Source organism: Nonomuraea sp. NPDC050786 (assembly GCF_040654115.1).
Classification (GTDB): Bacteria; Actinomycetota; Actinomycetes; order Streptosporangiales; family Streptosporangiaceae; genus Nonomuraea.
Genome location: NZ_JBFAHJ010000015.1, coordinates 228,059 through 243,166, shown reverse-complemented (window position 1 = coordinate 243,166; position 15,108 = coordinate 228,059). Strand labels below are relative to the sequence as shown.

17 protein-coding genes are annotated in these 15,108 nt (G+C 70.7%); 10 read left to right on the top strand and 7 right to left on the bottom strand.

Annotated elements, in window-relative coordinates; all coding sequences use genetic code 11:
- Window positions 1-268: 268 nt before the first annotated feature.
- Window positions 269-1,186, bottom strand: a complete 918-nt coding sequence (bla, locus tag AB0H84_RS26880) for a class A beta-lactamase (protein WP_357609589.1) — start codon at window positions 1,184-1,186, stop codon at window positions 269-271.
- 146 nt (window positions 1,187-1,332) lie between these two features.
- Entirely contained in the window at window positions 1,333-1,929 is a 597-nt protein-coding gene (locus tag AB0H84_RS26875; protein WP_357609586.1) for a helix-turn-helix domain-containing protein, read from the bottom strand.
- A 71-nt stretch (window positions 1,930-2,000) separates the two neighbouring features.
- Between AB0H84_RS26875 and AB0H84_RS26870 the strand changes: the two genes are divergently transcribed.
- The 5 genes from AB0H84_RS26870 (at window position 2,001) to AB0H84_RS26850 (ending at window position 4,023) form a co-directional block, all read left to right on the top strand.
- Complete coding sequence (locus AB0H84_RS26870) at window positions 2,001-2,390, top strand: hypothetical protein (protein ID WP_357609583.1); 390 nt, start codon at window positions 2,001-2,003, stop codon at window positions 2,388-2,390.
- A 46-nt stretch (window positions 2,391-2,436) separates the two neighbouring features.
- Window positions 2,437-2,763: a DUF202 domain-containing protein gene (locus tag AB0H84_RS26865; protein ID WP_357609581.1), complete on the top strand. Its 327-nt coding sequence runs from the start codon at window positions 2,437-2,439 to the stop codon at window positions 2,761-2,763.
- An 11-nt stretch (window positions 2,764-2,774) separates the two neighbouring features.
- The gene (locus tag AB0H84_RS26860) at window positions 2,775-3,110 is read left to right on the top strand and encodes a DUF202 domain-containing protein (RefSeq protein WP_357609578.1); all 336 of its coding nucleotides are present in this window, start codon (window positions 2,775-2,777) and stop codon (window positions 3,108-3,110) included.
- Window positions 3,111-3,159: 49 nt separating this feature from the next.
- Window positions 3,160-3,489 (top strand): hypothetical protein, encoded by a 330-nt coding sequence (locus AB0H84_RS26855; RefSeq protein WP_357609575.1) that lies wholly within the window; start codon window positions 3,160-3,162, stop codon window positions 3,487-3,489.
- 111 nt (window positions 3,490-3,600) lie between these two features.
- A complete protein-coding gene (locus tag AB0H84_RS26850; protein WP_357609573.1) occupies window positions 3,601-4,023 on the top strand; it encodes a hypothetical protein in 423 nt (140 codons plus the stop codon).
- 4 nt (window positions 4,024-4,027) lie between these two features.
- Here AB0H84_RS26850 and AB0H84_RS26845 read toward each other — a convergent pair whose 3' ends face one another.
- Together AB0H84_RS26845 and AB0H84_RS26840 are read right to left on the bottom strand one after the other, a co-directional pair.
- The gene (locus AB0H84_RS26845) at window positions 4,028-5,857 is read right to left on the bottom strand and encodes an ABC transporter ATP-binding protein (protein WP_357609570.1); all 1,830 of its coding nucleotides are present in this window, start codon (window positions 5,855-5,857) and stop codon (window positions 4,028-4,030) included.
- Window positions 5,854-7,635, bottom strand: a complete 1,782-nt coding sequence (locus AB0H84_RS26840; RefSeq protein ID WP_357609569.1) for an ABC transporter ATP-binding protein — start codon at window positions 7,633-7,635, stop codon at window positions 5,854-5,856. The genes AB0H84_RS26845 and AB0H84_RS26840 overlap by 4 nt, the downstream gene beginning before the upstream one ends.
- A 123-nt stretch (window positions 7,636-7,758) precedes the next feature.
- On the opposite strand from AB0H84_RS26840, the gene AB0H84_RS26835 reads away from it, so the two are divergent.
- Genes AB0H84_RS26835 through AB0H84_RS26825 form a run of 3 tightly spaced genes read left to right on the top strand, consistent with a single transcriptional unit; the run spans window position 7,759 to window position 10,927 of the window.
- Entirely contained in the window at window positions 7,759-9,084 is a 1,326-nt protein-coding gene (locus tag AB0H84_RS26835) for an MFS transporter (RefSeq protein WP_357609566.1), read from the top strand.
- Window positions 9,081-9,557, top strand: coding sequence for a nucleoside deaminase (locus AB0H84_RS26830; protein WP_357609564.1), 477 nt, complete (start codon window positions 9,081-9,083; stop codon window positions 9,555-9,557). The genes AB0H84_RS26835 and AB0H84_RS26830 overlap by 4 nt, the downstream gene beginning before the upstream one ends.
- A gap of 53 nt (window positions 9,558-9,610) precedes the next feature.
- Window positions 9,611-10,927, top strand: coding sequence for an ATP-binding protein (locus AB0H84_RS26825; RefSeq protein ID WP_357609561.1), 1,317 nt, complete (start codon window positions 9,611-9,613; stop codon window positions 10,925-10,927).
- Window positions 10,928-10,931: 4 nt separating this feature from the next.
- Here the strand turns inward: AB0H84_RS26825 and AB0H84_RS26820 are convergent, their stop codons facing one another.
- Window positions 10,932-12,044: a ferritin-like domain-containing protein gene (locus AB0H84_RS26820; protein ID WP_357609560.1), complete on the bottom strand. Its 1,113-nt coding sequence runs from the start codon at window positions 12,042-12,044 to the stop codon at window positions 10,932-10,934.
- Between the two features lie 84 nt (window positions 12,045-12,128).
- Here AB0H84_RS26820 and AB0H84_RS26815 point away from each other — a divergent pair, with 84 nt between their 5' ends.
- On the top strand, window positions 12,129-12,776 hold the full coding sequence (locus AB0H84_RS26815; RefSeq protein ID WP_357609557.1) for a TetR/AcrR family transcriptional regulator C-terminal domain-containing protein: 648 nt from the start codon (window positions 12,129-12,131) through the stop codon (window positions 12,774-12,776).
- Window positions 12,777-12,843: 67 nt separating this feature from the next.
- On the opposite strand, the gene AB0H84_RS26810 is transcribed toward AB0H84_RS26815, so the two are convergent.
- On the bottom strand, window positions 12,844-13,305 hold the full coding sequence (locus tag AB0H84_RS26810) for a lytic transglycosylase domain-containing protein (RefSeq protein WP_357609555.1): 462 nt from the start codon (window positions 13,303-13,305) through the stop codon (window positions 12,844-12,846).
- Between the two features lie 425 nt (window positions 13,306-13,730).
- On the opposite strand from AB0H84_RS26810, the gene AB0H84_RS26805 reads away from it, so the two are divergent.
- Complete coding sequence (locus AB0H84_RS26805; RefSeq protein WP_357609552.1) at window positions 13,731-14,216, top strand: glutathione peroxidase; 486 nt, start codon at window positions 13,731-13,733, stop codon at window positions 14,214-14,216.
- Window positions 14,217-14,232: 16 nt separating this feature from the next.
- Here AB0H84_RS26805 and AB0H84_RS26800 read toward each other — a convergent pair whose 3' ends face one another.
- The gene (locus tag AB0H84_RS26800; RefSeq protein ID WP_357609549.1) at window positions 14,233-15,108 is read right to left on the bottom strand and encodes an alpha/beta fold hydrolase; all 876 of its coding nucleotides are present in this window, start codon (window positions 15,106-15,108) and stop codon (window positions 14,233-14,235) included.

The window sequence follows — 15,108 nt, the reverse complement described above, 5'->3', positions numbered from 1 at the left end:
ACCCCCCCCACTCCCTACCGGCCCCACCCGGGGCGGGGGGCCCTCCCCCCCGGGGCTCCAATGCCGGCGCCCCCGCGTCGGGCCCGGCTCCCGCGGCCACGTGGCCGAGCTCGCCGACGGAAACGCCTGCGCGGCCCGCCCACCGGCCCGTTCGGCCGCGCCCTGAGAAGGGGCTCGCCGCTCCATTTTCCTGGCGCCTCACCCCGGCTCTGCGCGCCTTCCCGTGCGCGGCCGTGCCGCACGGGAAGGCCCTTGTACGGGCGTGCCGTCAGAGCTTGCCGAGGCCGCGGGCCAGGATGGTGGCGGTGCGGGCGAGCGCCGTGTCGTCACCGGCCTCGCCGGCGGCCCGGTTGGTGTAGACCGCCATGATGATGGGGGCGGCGTCCTTGGCGGGCCAGACGACCGCGATGTCGTTCGCGCCGCCGAACGCCGAGTTGGTGCCGGTCTTGTCGCCGATGGTCCAGGTCTTGGGCAGGCCGGCGCGGATGCGGGCGTCGCCCGTCTTGGTCGCGCGCAGCCAGGCGTTGAGCTGCTCCCGGTCCTTGGCGTCGAGCGCGTTCCCGGTCGTGACCGCACGCAGGTCGCGGGCGATGGCCGCGGGTGTGGTGGTGTCGCGCTTGTCCTTGGGCGTCCAGTCGTTCAGCTCGGTCTCCCAGCGGTCCAGGCGGGAGATCGGGTCCTTCAGCGTCCGGAAGTACCGGGTCAGCCCGGCCGGTCCGCCGAGCTGCTTGAGCACCATGTTGCCCGCGGTGTTGTCGCTCAGGGTGATCGCCGCCTCGCACAGCCGGCCGACGGTCAGCCCGTCCTTGACGTGCTTCTCGGTGGTGGGGGAGTTCGGCTTGATCTCGCCGGCCGTCCAGTGCACGACCTTGTCCATCAGCCCCGGCTCGGAGGTGCGGGCCTTGTGCAGCACGGCCGCGCAGGCCATCGCCTTGAACGTGGACAGCAGGGCGAAACGCTCGCCCGACCGGTACGCGATCGTCTTCCCGGTGGCGGTGTCGATGGCGTACGCGCCGATGCGCCCCTTGAAGGAGGCCTCCAGCGCGCGCAGCTCCTTGCGGGCCTGGGCCTCGCCCGAGAGCACCTGCACCGAGGCGCCGGCGTAAGCCGCGCCCGCAGGGAGGGCGCCGCCCGCCAGGAAGGAGATCGTCAACGTGGTCACGGCCATGAGGCGGTGCTTTCGCATGCTCTGTCCTTGCTGTCGTCCGTCAGTGGGCAAGGAGCAAAGCAGATGTGATCACGTCATGTCTAATAGCGATATCGCGAAAGGATCGATATCCGCACGCAGATGATCCCAGGTCAGACGCGGTATTCCGGATGGCGGGCCGGGGCTCAGTCGCCGGAGCCGGGGAGTGGCAGCGGGACGGCCACCTGGGTCAGGAGCACCGGCCGGGCGTCCTCGGGCCGCGCCGACGGGTCGTCGACGCGCGACGTCAGCGGGCCCAGCAGCTCCGCGATGGCGGCGCCCACCGCCGTCAGCTCGTCCGGCGTGGCGTAGAGGTACGTGCTGCCCACGCCGCCGGTCCGTCGCCAGGCCTCGGGCTCGTCGGGTCGCCGCTGCTGCCACTCGACCAGCCGCGCCAGGGCCCGCTCGGCGATGACCCGCTCCAGCAGGCTCCGGGCGGCCGCCTGCTCCGGCGCTGTCGCGCCGTCGTCCCACTCCTGGGCGGTCTCGGTCGCCTTCCACGGCCGCTCGCGCTCGTCTCTGGCCTCGGCCTGCTCCACCAGGCCGTACCTGGCCAGCTGGCGCAGGTGGTACGAGGCCAGCGCCTGGCTGACGCCGACCTCCCGCCCGGCCTCGGCGGCGGTCATGGCGCCCGCCCTGAGCAGCAGCTCGTGCAGCGCCAGCCGTACCGGATGCGCGAACGCCCGGATCGCCGCCGCATCGTCGAGCAGCCGCCGCGAAGACCCCGAAGACTCCGAAGACATGCTTGGCACCCTTGAGGACGGGCGAGGCGATGTCAAGGAAACCTTTGGAATGCGTTGGGTAGGGTCGAATCATGCGACTCCTCAAGAGCCGGTTCCTTCCCCTGACAGCCTTCGCCGCGTGCGTCCTGGTCGCCGGATGCGGCGAGGTCAACAGCACCATCGACAAGGCGCAGGCCTGCCTCGAAGCCCCCAAGATCGTCACAGAGCTGGCCGCGCAGGTCGCCAAGCTCACCGACGACCCCAAGGCCATGGACAAGGCCATCGACGACGCCTCGGCCAAGCTCAACGACGTCGCCGACAAGGCCGCCAACACCACGCTCAAGGAGGCCTCCGACGACCTGGCCAAGACCTTGAGCGGCATCAGCGTCAAGGACGTCAACGACGCCGTGGACGCGGCCCAGAAGGTCGGCACCGAGAGCGCGGCCTACGTGGAGAAGGTGGCCAAGGCCTGCGGCAGCTGAATCCCGGCTTCTCTAGGGGAAAAGTGGACGAACTAGCGTTTTCCCCATGGAACCCGACCCGCGTTTCACCTTGGCCAACGAACGGACCTTCCTCACCTGGCTGAGCACGGCGCTGGCGCTCAGCGCGGGTGGAGTGGCGATGGCGGCGGTGCCGCCGGACGTGTTCGTACCGTGGATCCGTACGGCGCTGGCCGTCATCCTCGTGACGCTCTCCGCGCTGGCCGCGGGCATGGCGTACCCGCGCTGGCGCCACATCCAGCGCGCCCTGCGGCGGCAGGCGCCGCTGCCGCCGCCCGCGCTGGCGGCCGTCTTCGGGTACGGCGTGGCGGCGGTGGCGGTGATCGCCCTGATCCTGATCATCCTGGCAGCCTGAGCGGCATCGGGGTGGCGCCGGAGGAGGAGATCTGGGACAGCGGGCTGCAGAGCGAGCGGACCCGGCTGGCCTGGGTGCGCACGGCCGTGGCGCTGTGCACCGGCGGCCTCGGCGCGGCGGGCCTGTCGCTCAGGCAGGGCCTGCCCCTGCCCGCCGTCGCGGCCTTCGCGCTGGCCGCGCTCTGCGGCAGCCTGCTGCTCATCAGGACCGGGGCGCGGTGGCGCCGCGTGCAGGAGGCCCTGCACGGCGGCAGGCCCCTGGATCCCGGCCTCGACGTGTTCCTCGCCTGGCTCGGCACGGTGAGCGTGGTGGCGGGCGCCTTCACTTTTGTGCTCGTCGTTCGGTGACGCGGCTTGCGATATCCGGACAAATGGGGACAAACTCAAAGGTAAGGGGGTGACCTCGTTGGAGGAAGAACGCAGGAACGTACCTTTCGAGTGCCGTGGTTGCTGGCACGTCTGGGAAGAGGAGTACCTCGTCAGGCACTTCACTGATCGTCACGGGAACGAGTGCCAGATCTGGCTGCGCGGCGGGCTGCCCGTGCTGCCGCCGTCGCCGGGCGCGATCATGTGCCCGCGCTGCGGGAGTCAGCAGGCCACGACGTTCCCGGAGGGCTACCTGGCGCGCCATCCGGAGCTGATCCCGCCGGCCCACCCACCGGCGCCCGACGACACGCCGCTGCGCAGCCCGGTCAAGTATCCACTCTTCTATGAACGAGTAACCTGACACTTGGTGAGCATTCCATAACGGCAAGTGTCATAAAGCCCCGTCTTGCGGGGTTGCGGGACCAGGCGGACACTCGGGATCGGACGGCGATCTGAAGCCGGGGGTGGTCCTGTGGCCGATGGGTTCGAGACCCGCGAGGCATGGCCTTTCGAATGCCTCCGTTGCCTGTACGTCTGGGAAGAGGACTTCGTCGTCAGACACCTCACCGACGTGCACGGCAACGACGTAGACATCTGGCTCAGCTCGGGAGTGGCGGTGCCGCCGCCCTGGTCGGGCACCTGCTGCCCGCACTGTGGCGCGTACCACGTGACGTCCTTCCCCGCGGGGTACCTGGCGCGCCATCCGGAGCTGGTGCCCGACCCCGCGCCGGAGCCCGCGCCGGTCTTCGCGCCGGCGGCCGCGAGGCCGGGCAGGGTGTCCGCGCCGCGGACCAACCTGCCCGGCCGGTTATTAGTCGCGCTCGGGGTGCCGCTGGCGATGTTCGTCGGCTACGAGCTGTACGCGAACACCCTGGCCGTGGCGCACCACCACTGAGGCGTCAGCTGAGACTCTCCAGCCAGGCCCGGTGCAGCCCGGCGAAGCGGCCTGAGGCGGCGACGAGCTGGTCCGGCGGCCCGTCCTCGACGATCTCGCCCCGGTCCATCACCAGCACCCGGTCGGCGATCTCCACCGTCGAGAGCCGGTGCGCGATGATCAGCGCCGTGCGGTCGGCCAGGATCGTCCGGAGCGCGCGCTGCACCAGCCGCTCGCTCGGCACGTCGAGGCTCGAGGTGGCCTCGTCCAGGATCAGGACGGCCGGATCGGCGAGGAACGCCCTGGCGAAGGCGACGAGCTGGCGCTGACCGGCCGACATGCGGCCGCCGCGCTTGCCCACCTCGGTGTCGTAGCCGTCGGGCAGTCCCGAGACGAAGTCGTGCGCGCCGATCGCCTTGGCCGCCTCGCGCACCTCCCGGTCGGTGGCGTCCGGCCGGCCGAACCTGATGTTGTCGGCGACCGTACCGCTGAACAGGAAGTTCTCCTGCGTCACCATGACCACGGCCTGGCGCAGCGTCGGCTCGTCCAGCGTGCGCAGATCGACGCCGTCGAGCAGCACGTGGCCGTCGGTGGGGTCGTAGAAGCGGGAGATCAGCTTGGCCAGCGTCGTCTTGCCCGCGCCCGTAGCCCCGACCAGCGCCACGCTCTGCCCGGCCGGGATCGTCAGGTCGAGGCGGGGCAGGATCGGCATCTCCTCGACGTAGGCGAACCTGACGCCCTCGAAGCGCACCTTGCCGCGCGCCCTGCCCTGCGGCAGCGCCGCCGGCCGGCGCGGCTCCGGCACGGAGGGCTCCTCCTCCAGCACGCCCGACAGCTTCTCCAGCGCCGCGCCGGCGGACTGGAGCGTGTTGTAGAACTGGCTGATCTCCTGCATCGGCTCGTAGAACTGCCGCAGGTACAGCAGGAACGCGGCCAGCACGCCGACCGTGACCTCCTGGTTGAAGGCCAGGTAACCGCCGTAGATCAGCACGCCGCCGACCGTCATGTTGCCGATCAGCTTGATCCCGGGCATGAAGACCGCGATGAGCTGCATGCTCCGGGCGTTCGCGTCGCGGTAGTCGTCGTTGAGCTGCTGGAAGATCTCCTGGTTACGCGGCTCCCTGCGGAAGGCCTGCACCGCGCGGATGCCGGTCATCGACTCCACGAAGTGCACGATCACCAGGGCCACCGTCTCCCGCGTGCGCCGGTAGACGATCGCCGACTGCCGCCTGAACCACCTGGTGAACAGCAGCAGCAGCGGCAGCGGGATCAGCGCCACCAGGCCCAGGTGGACGTCCAGCACCAGCAGCAGCGCCGCCGTGCCGAACATCGTCAGCACCGCCGTCACCAGCCCGTCGAAGCCCGACTGGAGCAGTTCGGCGATGGCCTCGATGTCGGAGGTGAGCCGGGAGATCACCCGGCCGGAGGTGTACTTCTCGTGGAAGCTCAGCGACAGCCGCTGGAAGTGGTCGAACACCCTCCTGCGCAGCTCCAGCAGGATGCTCTGGCCGATCCTCCCCGACAGGCGCAGGAACGCCTGCCGGGTCAGCGCCTGCGTGACCGCGGCGGCCAGGATGACCCCGACCACCGTCAGCAGCGTGGCGGGGCCGCTGCCGCGCAGCATCGGCGGGATGCCCGCGTCGATGCCCACCTTCACCAGGTAGGGGATCGCGAGCCCCGCCAGGTTGGAGACGATGATGATCGCCGTCAGCAGCGCGATCTGCTTCCGGTACGGCGAGAGCAGGTCGCCCAGCAGCCTGCGGGAACGTTCACGCAGCAGGACGGAGACCTTCTCCGACAGCTCGTCCTGGTCCTCGGAGGCGACGCCGCGCCAGTCGGTCGTGGTGGCGGTCAACGCAGCGCTCCTTCCGCGGAGTCGAAGTCGGCGTCCTGCGCCAGCAGCTCCCGGTATTCGGGCACCTCGGTCAGCAGGTCGTTGTGGCGGCCGACGTGCGTGATCGTGCCGTCGCGCAGCAGCGCCACCTTGTCGGCGAGGAGCACGGTGGAGGCCCGGTGGGCCACCACGATGCCGGTGGCGTCCCGCAGCACGTGCCGCAGCGCCTCCTCCACCAGCGCCTCGGTCTCGACGTCGAGCGCGGACAGGGTGTCGTCGAGCACGAGGATCCGCGGCCTGCTCAGCACGGCCCTGGCCAGGGCGAGCCGCTGCCGCTGGCCGCCGGAGAGCGACAGGCCCTGCTCGCCGATGCGGGTGTCGAGTCCCCACGGCAGGTCGTACACGAACATCGCCTGCGCGGTCTGGACGGCCGCGGCCAGCTCCTCCTCGGTGGCGTCGAGCCGGCCGAGGGTGAGGTTCTCGCGCACGCTCATCGAGAAGAGCGTGGGCTCCTCGAACGCGGTGGCCACCACCGAGCGCAGGGCGGGCAGGGTCAGGTCGCGCACGTCGTGGCCGTCGATCGTGACGCGCCCCTCGGTCGGGTCGATCAGCCGGGGCACCAGCGCGGTCAGCGTGGTCTTGCCCGAGCCGGTCGCGCCCACGATGGCGACCGTCTCACCGGGCCGCACGTCCAGCCAGACGTCGTGCAGCACCGGCTGGTCGGAGCCGGGGAAGCGGAACCCGACGCCCTCGAAGCGCAGGTGTCCGCGCGGCCGGTCGATGGTCTCCGCGCCGCCCTCGATGGCGGGCACGGTGTCCATGACCTCCATGACCCGGTCGGCGGAGGTCATGGCCTCCTGCGCCATGGCCAGGATGAAGCCGAGGCTCGCGATCGGCCAGACCAGCTGCAGCATCAGCGTCGTGAACGCGACCAGCCCGCCCAGCGTGAGCTCCCCGGACCCGACCGCCAGCGCGCCGAGCAGCAGCACCAGGGCGAGCGTGATGTTGGGGATGACCTCGAGGAAGGCGAAGAACTTCGCCGACAGGCGGACCTTGTCCATCGAGGTGCCGTAGACCTTGAGCGCGGCGTCGTCGTAGGTGTCGTAGACGTGGTGGCGGCGGCCGAACGCCTTGATCGTCCGGATGCCGATGGCCGACTCCTCGACGAGCGTGGCGAGGTCGCCCTGCTCGTCCTGGACCTGGCGGGAGACCTTGATGTAGCGCTTCTCGAAGCGGAGGGAGGTCCACACGATCGGCACGGCCGAGGCCGCGACGAGCAGGCCCAGCGGCCAGTACTTGTTCAGCAGCAGCACGGTCACCGTGATCATCTGGAGCACGTTCATGACCAGGAAGAGCATGCCGAAGCCGAGGAAGCGGCGGATGGTGGACAGGTCGGTCGTGGCCCGCGACAGCAACTGGCCGGACTGCCAGTCGCCGTGGAATCCCATCGGCAGGCGCTGCAGGTGTTCGTAGAGGTCGTCTCGGATGCGGGTCTCGAGCCCCAGCACGGGCGTGATCTGCGACCAGCGCCTGAGGAAGATCAGGAACGCTTCGACGGCGCCCACGCCGAGTGCCAGCAGCCCGAGCGGGAGTAACGCTCCATGATCACCGTGGAGGATCGGGCCGTCGATGACCTTCTCGCTGACGAGGGGCATGGAGATCCCGGCGGCGATCGTGACGACGGCGGCCAGCCAGATGAGGATCAGCCTGACGGCGTACGGGCGGAGGTAGGACTTCATCCGCCACAGGGAGTTGGAGGAGAGCAGGGGACGGCGAGGTATGTGCGTATCGGGAGGCATCCCTACAAGGCTAATACGTGGGATCAACCGATTTTCAGTAGCCTCGACGCGAGGTTTTCACTCCGTGACGTGCGGAAATAGTGAAACATCATGAACTTTCGGAGGACCGTTACTTTTGCGGTGATGTGTGCGGGAATCTTCTTCGTCCTGCTCGACGTCACGATCGTGAACGTGGCCCTGCCCGCCATCGGACGGGGCACCGGGGCTCCGCACCTCGCCGACCTCCAGTGGGTGGTCGACGCCTACCAGCTCACGCTCGCCGGTCTGCTGCTGGCCGGAGGCACGCTCGGCGACCGGTACGGGCACAAGCGCATCGTCACCGCGGGTTTCGTCGTCTTCGGCCTGGCCTCCGCCGCCTGCGCACTCTCTCCGGGGATCGGGCCGCTCGTGGCCGCCCGCGTGGTGCAGGGCATCGGCGCCGCCCTCCTCCTGCCCGGCACCCTGGCCGTGATCACCCGCCTGTACGCCGACCGCGAGGAGCAGGCGCGCGCCATCGGCGTGTGGGCCGCGATCGGCAGCCTGGCGCTGCCCGCCGGGCCGGTGCTCGGCGGCCTCCTGGTCGAGCTGGCCGGCTGGCCGTGGGTGTTCTGGATCAACGTGCCGGTCATCGCCGCCGTGGTCGCCGTGATCCTGCGCACGGTGGAGGATGACGAGCCCGCGCCGCGCCGGCTCGACGTGCCCGGCGTGGTGCTCGGGACGGCGATGCTCGCGCTGGTCACCTTCGCCGTCATCGAGGCCGGCCGGGTCGGGCCCGGCTCCTGGATGGTGATCGTGGCGGCCGTCGCGGCGCTGGCCGCGGGCGTGGCGTTCGTGATCGTCGAGCACCGCCGCGAGGAGCCCGTACTGCCCCTGCCGCTGCTGCGCAGGCGGCCCATCGCGGTCAGCACGGCCGTGGCCGCGACCATGAACTTCGGCATCAACGGCGTCATGCTCCTGTTCACCCTCTACCTGCAGACGGTCCGCGACCGCACCCCCGTCGAGGCGGGGCTGTCGCTGCTGCCCCTCTTCCTCCCGCTGGTCCTGCTGCCCGCCCAGGCGGGCAAGGTGGCCGGCAGGCGTGGCCCGGCTCCGGTCATGCTCGCGGGCCTGGCCCTGCTGGTCGTGGGCTTCGCGCTGCTGCTGCCCCTTCGCGAGGATTCCGCGTTCGTCACGCTGTTCGCGGCCATGGCGGTGATCGGTGCGGGGGCGGCCCTGCTCACTCCCAGCGTGGTGAGCCTGGCCATGGGCGCGGCGCCCGACGGCAGGGAGGGGCTGACCAGCGCGCTGAACAACACCGCCAGGCAGGCGGGCGGCGCGGTCGGCGTCGCCGCGCTCGGCGCCATCGCGGGCGACCCGGCCCGGCCTCCGGCGTTCGTGTCGGGGATCCATCACGCGGCGGTCGTGGCGGCGGTGGCCTACTGCTGCGCGGCCGTGCTCACCTTCACCACCTCTAGAATGAGTGCTTCATGATCATGGAATCGGAGATGCCGCACCTGCGGCGCTGTGTCGAACTGGCCACCCGGGCGCTGGAGACAGGCGACGAGCCGTTCGGGTCGGTGCTGGTCTCGGGCGACGGGACCGTCCTGGCCGAGGACCACAACCGGGTGGCCTCGGGCGACAACACCCAGCACCCCGAGTTCGCCCTGGCCCGCTGGTCGGCCACGCACCTGACGCCCGCCGAGCGGGCCGCCGCCACCGTCTACACCTCGGGCGAGCACTGCCCGATGTGCGCCGCCGCCCACGCCTGGGTGGGGCTGGGCCGCATCGTGTACGTGTCGTCGTCGGAGCAGCTCGCCTCGTGGCTGTCGGAGTTCGGCGCCCCGCCGCCGCCCGTGCGCACGCTCCCGATCAACGAGGTCGCCCCCGGCGTGGTGGTCGAGGGCCCGGTGCCGGAGCTGGCCGAGGAGGTGCGCGAGCTGCACCGCCGCAGCTTCCTCAGCTGACGGCGCATGCCCTTTTACCTGGGGTTTGTTCGGTCCGTGACACAGTACGGACCATGGTGTTCGGCCGCTCCATCAGGGCCCGGATGACCATCGCGACGGTGGTGGTGTTCGGCGCCGTCCTCGCCGCGCAGGTGCTGGCGATCTCGCTGACGTACCCGGTGCGGGCGCGGGCCGACCTCGTCGACCAGGCCGACGAGGCCAGCCGCTACCTCGCCGGCTTCGTCGGCGAGCACCGGTTCACCGGCCCGATCCCGCCCAGGAAGGGCGTGATCACCATGCAGGTCGTGGACCGCGGCGGACACGTGCTCGCCGCCAACGCGGCGCTCGCCGGCCGGCCGCCCCTTACCCGGGCCTGGCCGGCCGGTCATGACATGCGGGTCCAGGACAGGGTGTGCCCGCCCGGCGGATGCATGGTCGTGGTGGGGACGCGCAACTCCGCCAGCGTGTACGGGACCGTGGTCGCCTACGCCGCCATGCGCGAGCCGTTCCTGCTGCGCTCGCCGTTCCTGCCCGTGCTCCTGTCCGGCTCGGCGGCGGTGATCGTGGCGCTGCTGGGATGGGGCGCCTGGTACGGGACCGGCCGCGTGCTGGCCCCCGTGGAGCGGATCCGGTCAGGGCTGGAACGCATCAGCGGCCAGGACCTGAGCCGGCGCGTCGACGTGCCCGGCACGCGGGACGAGATCGCCCAGCTGGCCGCCACGGTCAACGACACCCTGGCGCGGCTGGAGGACGCCGTGGAACGCAACCGGCGCTTCGTCTCGGACGCCTCCCACGAGCTGCGCTCGCCGATCACGGGCCTCATGGTCCGGCTGGAGGCGGGGGTGAAGTACCCGGACGCGGCCGACTGGCAGGCGGCCTACGACGACGCGCGGCGGCTGTCGGACATCGTGCACGACCTGCTGCTGATGGCCCGGCTGGACGCGGGGGCGGAGACGGCCAAAGAGCGGCTCGACATGGGGGCGCTGGTCGAGGAGGAGGTCGCGCGGCGATACTCGCGGCTCCCGCTGACCATGGACGTGGAGCCGGAGCTCTTCGTCCGGGGCAACCGGCTACGGCTCGGCCGGGTGCTGACCAATCTCCTGGCCAACGCCGACCGGTACGGCGACACCCGGGTGTGGGTCTCCGCCCGGGGCGAAGCGGACCAGGTCGTGGTGGAGGTGCGGGACGACGGGCCGGGCATACCCGTGGAGATGCGGGAGCGGGTGTTCGAGCGGTTCACCCGGCTCGACCGGACGCGCTCGCGCGACAGCGGGGGGAGCGGGCTGGGACTCCCGATCGCCCGCGACATCGCCAGAGCCCACGGGGGGACGCTGGAGGTCGGGGACGGAGGAGCGCAGACCCGGCTCATCCTCCGCCTGCCCCGCGACTGAAAAATCAGGAGCTGCCCAGCTCGACGGTCTCCGCCACCTCGGCGTGCCGCTCGGCCTCCTCCTGCGCGAACCGCTCCGCGTCGAGCTTGTCGGCGATCTCCTCGTCCTGCCGCATCAGCACCTCCAGAGACTGGCCGGCCATCTCCAGCACCCCCATCTCCGCGTACGCCTGTTGCAGCCGCGGGCTCCACAGCCCGATGTCCTTCACGCACGGCACGATCCGGCTGAACAGCAGCGACCTGAACAACTTCAGGTAGTCGGAGTGCTCCGTGGCCTCCATGGCCTCCTCGACCTCGGCCTTCGACAGGCCCAGGTTCTCCCAGGTCTCGCGGCCGCGCAGCCGGTCGCGCATCAGGTAGCAGCCCTCGATGACGAAGTCCTCGCGCTCGCGCCGCTCGCCCTCCGACAGGTTCCGGTAGTAATCGCGCAGCGCCATCCGGCCGAACGCCACGTGCCGCGCCTCGTCCTGCATCACGTACGCGAGGATCTGCTTGGGCAGCGGCTTGGTCGTGATGTCGCGCATCACCCCGAACGCCGCCAGCGCCAGCCCCTCGATCAGCACCTGCATGCCGAGATAGGGCATGTCCCAGCGCGAGTCGCTCAGCGTGCTGTCGAGCAGGGCCTTGAGGTGCTCGTTGATCGGGTACGCCAGGCCCACCTTCTCCTGGAGGAAGCGCGCGTACGTCTCGGCGTGGCGGGCCTCGTCCATCGTCTGCGTGGCCGCGTAGAACTTCGAGTCGAGGTCGGGGACCGACTCCACGATCCTGGCCGAGCAGATCATCGCGCCCTGCTCGCCGTGCAGGAACTGGGAGAACTGCCACGCCGCGCCGTGCCGACGCACCTCTTTACGGGTCTGCTCGCTCATCCGCTCCCAGAGCGGGGTGCCGTGGATGGCGATGGTCTGGTCGGGGATGCCGAGGACGTCGTACGGATCGACCTCGATGTCCCAGTCGATGCGCTTGGTCGAGTCCCACTGCTTGTCCTTGCCCTTCTGGTACAGCGCCAGCATGCGATCCCTGCCGTCGTCGTACTCCCAGGTGAACCGGCTCGCGCCGGACATCTCGACGTCCCAGGTGGAGAGCTCTGTGGGGATGGTGTAGAGATCGTGCGTCGACATCGGACCTCCGAGGGGGTTACGTACACCGTACGTCCACGCTGCGAGACTTGCACGTACGCCGTACGTGCGTCAATACAATGGACCATGCCCACGGAGCCACTCTCGCGGGGCCGCATCGTCGCCGCCGCCATCGACCTCATCGAGCGCGAGGGCGCCGACGCGGTCTCCATGCGGCGCATCGCGGCCGAGCTCGGCGTCGGCGTGATGTCCCTCTACAACCACGTGCCCAACAAGGACGCCCTGCTCAACGGGGTGGCCGAAGCGGTGCTGAGCGCGATCGAGTTCACCGACGACCCCGACGCGCACTGGACCGATCGGGCGCGCACGCAAGCGCGGGCGTTCCGGCAGATCGCGCACGACTACCCGCGCTCCACCATGCTCGTGGTCAGCCGCCAGCTCCACTCCACGGCCGGGCTGCTGCCGGTCGAGCGGGCGCTCGCGACGCTGCGCAGCGCCGGGTTCGACGGGGCCGACGCGGTCAGGATGCTGCGGATGTTCGTCGCGTACATCGTGGGCTCGCTGCTGCGGGAGGTCGGGGTGACGCCCACGTTCGCGCCTGTGCACAACCGCCTGGTCACGGCGGAGGGCGTCGACGCGGCGCTGTTCCCAGAGGTCAGCTCGCTGGCGCCGCTGCTGGACCAGTGCGACCACGAGGCGGAGTTCGAGTTCGGGCTCGAATTGCTGATCCAGGCGATCTCGGTGCACGCGGCGCGCCGCGAAGGCACCCGGTAGCGTCGTCAGGGAATATAGGGAGGGCAACCGGCGGGCGTTCGCCCCGGTTGCCCTCCGATCGTCGTGCTCAGTACCAGTTGTGCGATCTCCAATGTCCCCAGGCGCCGCAAGGCCTGCCGTACCTCCCCTTGATGTAGGCCAGTCCCCACCGGATCTGCGTCTCCGGGTTGGACTTCCAGTCGCTGCCGGCGCCCCGCATCTTGCCCCCGGGCAGTGCCTGCGGGATGCCGTACGCGCCGGACGAGCGGTTATATGCGCGGTGGTTCCAGCCGCTCTCCCGGGTCCACAGGTTGTCCAGGCAGCGGAACTCCTGAAGGTTCCACGATCGCTGGACCACCTGGTCCAGCGCGATCCTCTTGTTCCTGTCCGGCATCGCCACCGGGATCCTGGGCTTCGCCGATGTCGTCCACGTCTTGGTCCGGACCACGGGCGGGCGCTTGGCCCAGGCCGCCGGGGTGTCGATCACGTTGATCGCGGTGAACGTGGTGACGAAGATGAGTGTGCCACTGAGGGCGCGTTTGCTGTCCAAGTCGATCCTAGCCATCGGGTCGCGTGCGGACAGGCCCGCATTCCCAGCGGCGCCCTTGCCGGTCCGCGTCCGTGGCTCGGGCGCGGAGGGTCCGCGCGGCCCCCCGGGAATCCGTACACCGCCCGATCGTGCTGGGCGGCCCGGAGGGCGCCGCGACGTGTCCTCTAGCACGATTCCTATTACGGACAGTCACCGCCGGTCATACATCTCGACACGCGGTGGAGAGGTGTTTGCGCGATCGTGGCCCACAAAACCCCGTCTCACGGCCCCGCCCTTGCCCGCCCCGCCCCGCACCTGGGCCGCGCTTGCCGAAAGGCGCGACGAAGTATGGGGTTTGCCCGAGTGCGAACCGCGGGTACCGGTCACGCTCCGTAGCACCAGGGCGGCGACCACGCGGCCCCGGCGTCCTTCTGTAGGGTCGGTGCATGAGCCTCAGTGACATCCAGCTCCGCACTCTCGACGACACCCCCACCACCTTGGGGGAGCTGGCGGCCGGTAAGGCCGTGCTCGTCGTCAACGTGGCCTCGCGATGCGGCCTGACCCCGCAGTACAGCGCCCTGGTCAAGCTCCAGGAGCAGTACGGCCCCCGCGGCTTCACGGTGGTCGGCATGCCGTGCAACCAGTTCGCCGGCCAGGAGCCGGGCACGGCGGAGGAGATCCAGGAGTTCTGCTCCACCACGTACGGGGTGGACTTCCCGCTGCTGGAGAAGGCCGACGTCAACGGCCCGGACCGGCACCCGCTCTACGCCGAGCTGACCCGGACCCCCGACGAGCAGGGCGAGGCGGGCGACGTCCAGTGGAACTTCGAGAAGTTCCTCGTGGACCGGGACGGAAACGCGGTGGCGCGCTTCCGTCCCCGCACCACTCCGGACGACCCGGCGGTCACGTCGGCCATCGAGAAGCTGCTCTGAGGGAGCACCGCCCCGACTACTCCGCCGTGTGCGCGAGGACGGCCTCGGCCAGCTCCTCGTGCACCTCCGGCGGAAGGGTGTGCCCCATGCCCTCCACCATGAGCAGCCGCGCCCCGGGGATCAGGTCCGCGATGATCGCCCCGTGCCCCGGCTTGGCGGGCTCGTGGGTGCCCTCGATGACCAGGGTCGGCGCCTTCACCCGGTCCAGCACGCCCACCGGCTCGAAATCCGGCCTGGCCATGGCGGCCCGGCGGTGGTTGGCCACGGCGGCCAGGTCGCGGGCCCGGTCAAGGATGCGCTCCTGCAGGCGGCGGGCGGCGTCCTCGTCGAACGGCAGCCCGGTCCCGTGCAGCACGCGCTGCTCCGCGATCATGCGGTCGATCTGCTCGCGCCGGTCGCCGGGCGGCGGGGCGGTGAACAGCCGCTGGTAGAACGCCACGAACTCCGGGTCCGGCTCCGGCAGGCTGCCCTCCGGCTGGGGCTCGCCCATCAGGGCCCGCATGATCACTCCGCCCTCACCGCCGCCGAGCGGCGAGGAGCCGATGACGGTGAGCGTCCGCACGCGCTCCGGCCGCTCCACCGCGATCAGCTGCCCGAGCAGCCCGCCCGCCGAGTGGCACACCAGATGCGCGCTCTCCAGACCATGCGCGTCCATCACCCGCAGCACGTCGTTCTTGATGTCGTCCCATGTGTACGGCTCCTTCTCGAAGTCAACGGGGTCGGACCGGCCGGTGTCGCGGTGGTCGTACCGGATCACCCGCCGCCCGCCGGCGGTCAGCCTGCCGACGAACTCGTCCGGCCACAGGACGCCCTGCGACATCGACCCCATCACCAGCACGATCGGCGCGTCGGTAGCGGCGCCGAACTCTTCACTCCAGATGTTCGGTTGCAT

Bases quoted from the DNA above. Each gene is read 5' to 3' on its own strand.
- AB0H84_RS26815 (WP_357609557.1), top strand. From the start codon at position 12,129: ATGCCCACGGAGCCACTCTCGCGGGGCCGCATCGTCGCCGCCGCCATC.
- AB0H84_RS26825 (WP_357609561.1), top strand. From the start codon at position 9,611: ATGGTGTTCGGCCGCTCCATCAGGGCCCGGATGACCATCGCGACGGTG.
- AB0H84_RS26865 (WP_357609581.1), top strand. From the start codon at position 2,437: ATGGAACCCGACCCGCGTTTCACCTTGGCCAACGAACGGACCTTCCTC.
- AB0H84_RS26870 (WP_357609583.1), top strand. From the start codon at position 2,001: ATGCGACTCCTCAAGAGCCGGTTCCTTCCCCTGACAGCCTTCGCCGCG.
- AB0H84_RS26875 (WP_357609586.1), bottom strand. From the start codon at position 1,929: ATGTCTTCGGAGTCTTCGGGGTCTTCGCGGCGGCTGCTCGACGATGCG.
- AB0H84_RS26840 (WP_357609569.1), bottom strand. From the start codon at position 7,635: ATGCCTCCCGATACGCACATACCTCGCCGTCCCCTGCTCTCCTCCAAC.
- AB0H84_RS26835 (WP_357609566.1), top strand. From the start codon at position 7,759: ATGTGTGCGGGAATCTTCTTCGTCCTGCTCGACGTCACGATCGTGAAC.
- AB0H84_RS26805 (WP_357609552.1), top strand. From the start codon at position 13,731: ATGAGCCTCAGTGACATCCAGCTCCGCACTCTCGACGACACCCCCACC.
- AB0H84_RS26800 (WP_357609549.1), bottom strand. From the start codon at position 15,108: ATGCAACCGAACATCTGGAGTGAAGAGTTCGGCGCCGCTACCGACGCG.
- bla (WP_357609589.1), bottom strand. From the start codon at position 1,186: ATGCGAAAGCACCGCCTCATGGCCGTGACCACGTTGACGATCTCCTTC.
- AB0H84_RS26820 (WP_357609560.1), bottom strand. From the start codon at position 12,044: ATGTCGACGCACGATCTCTACACCATCCCCACAGAGCTCTCCACCTGG.
- AB0H84_RS26830 (WP_357609564.1), top strand. From the start codon at position 9,081: ATGATCATGGAATCGGAGATGCCGCACCTGCGGCGCTGTGTCGAACTG.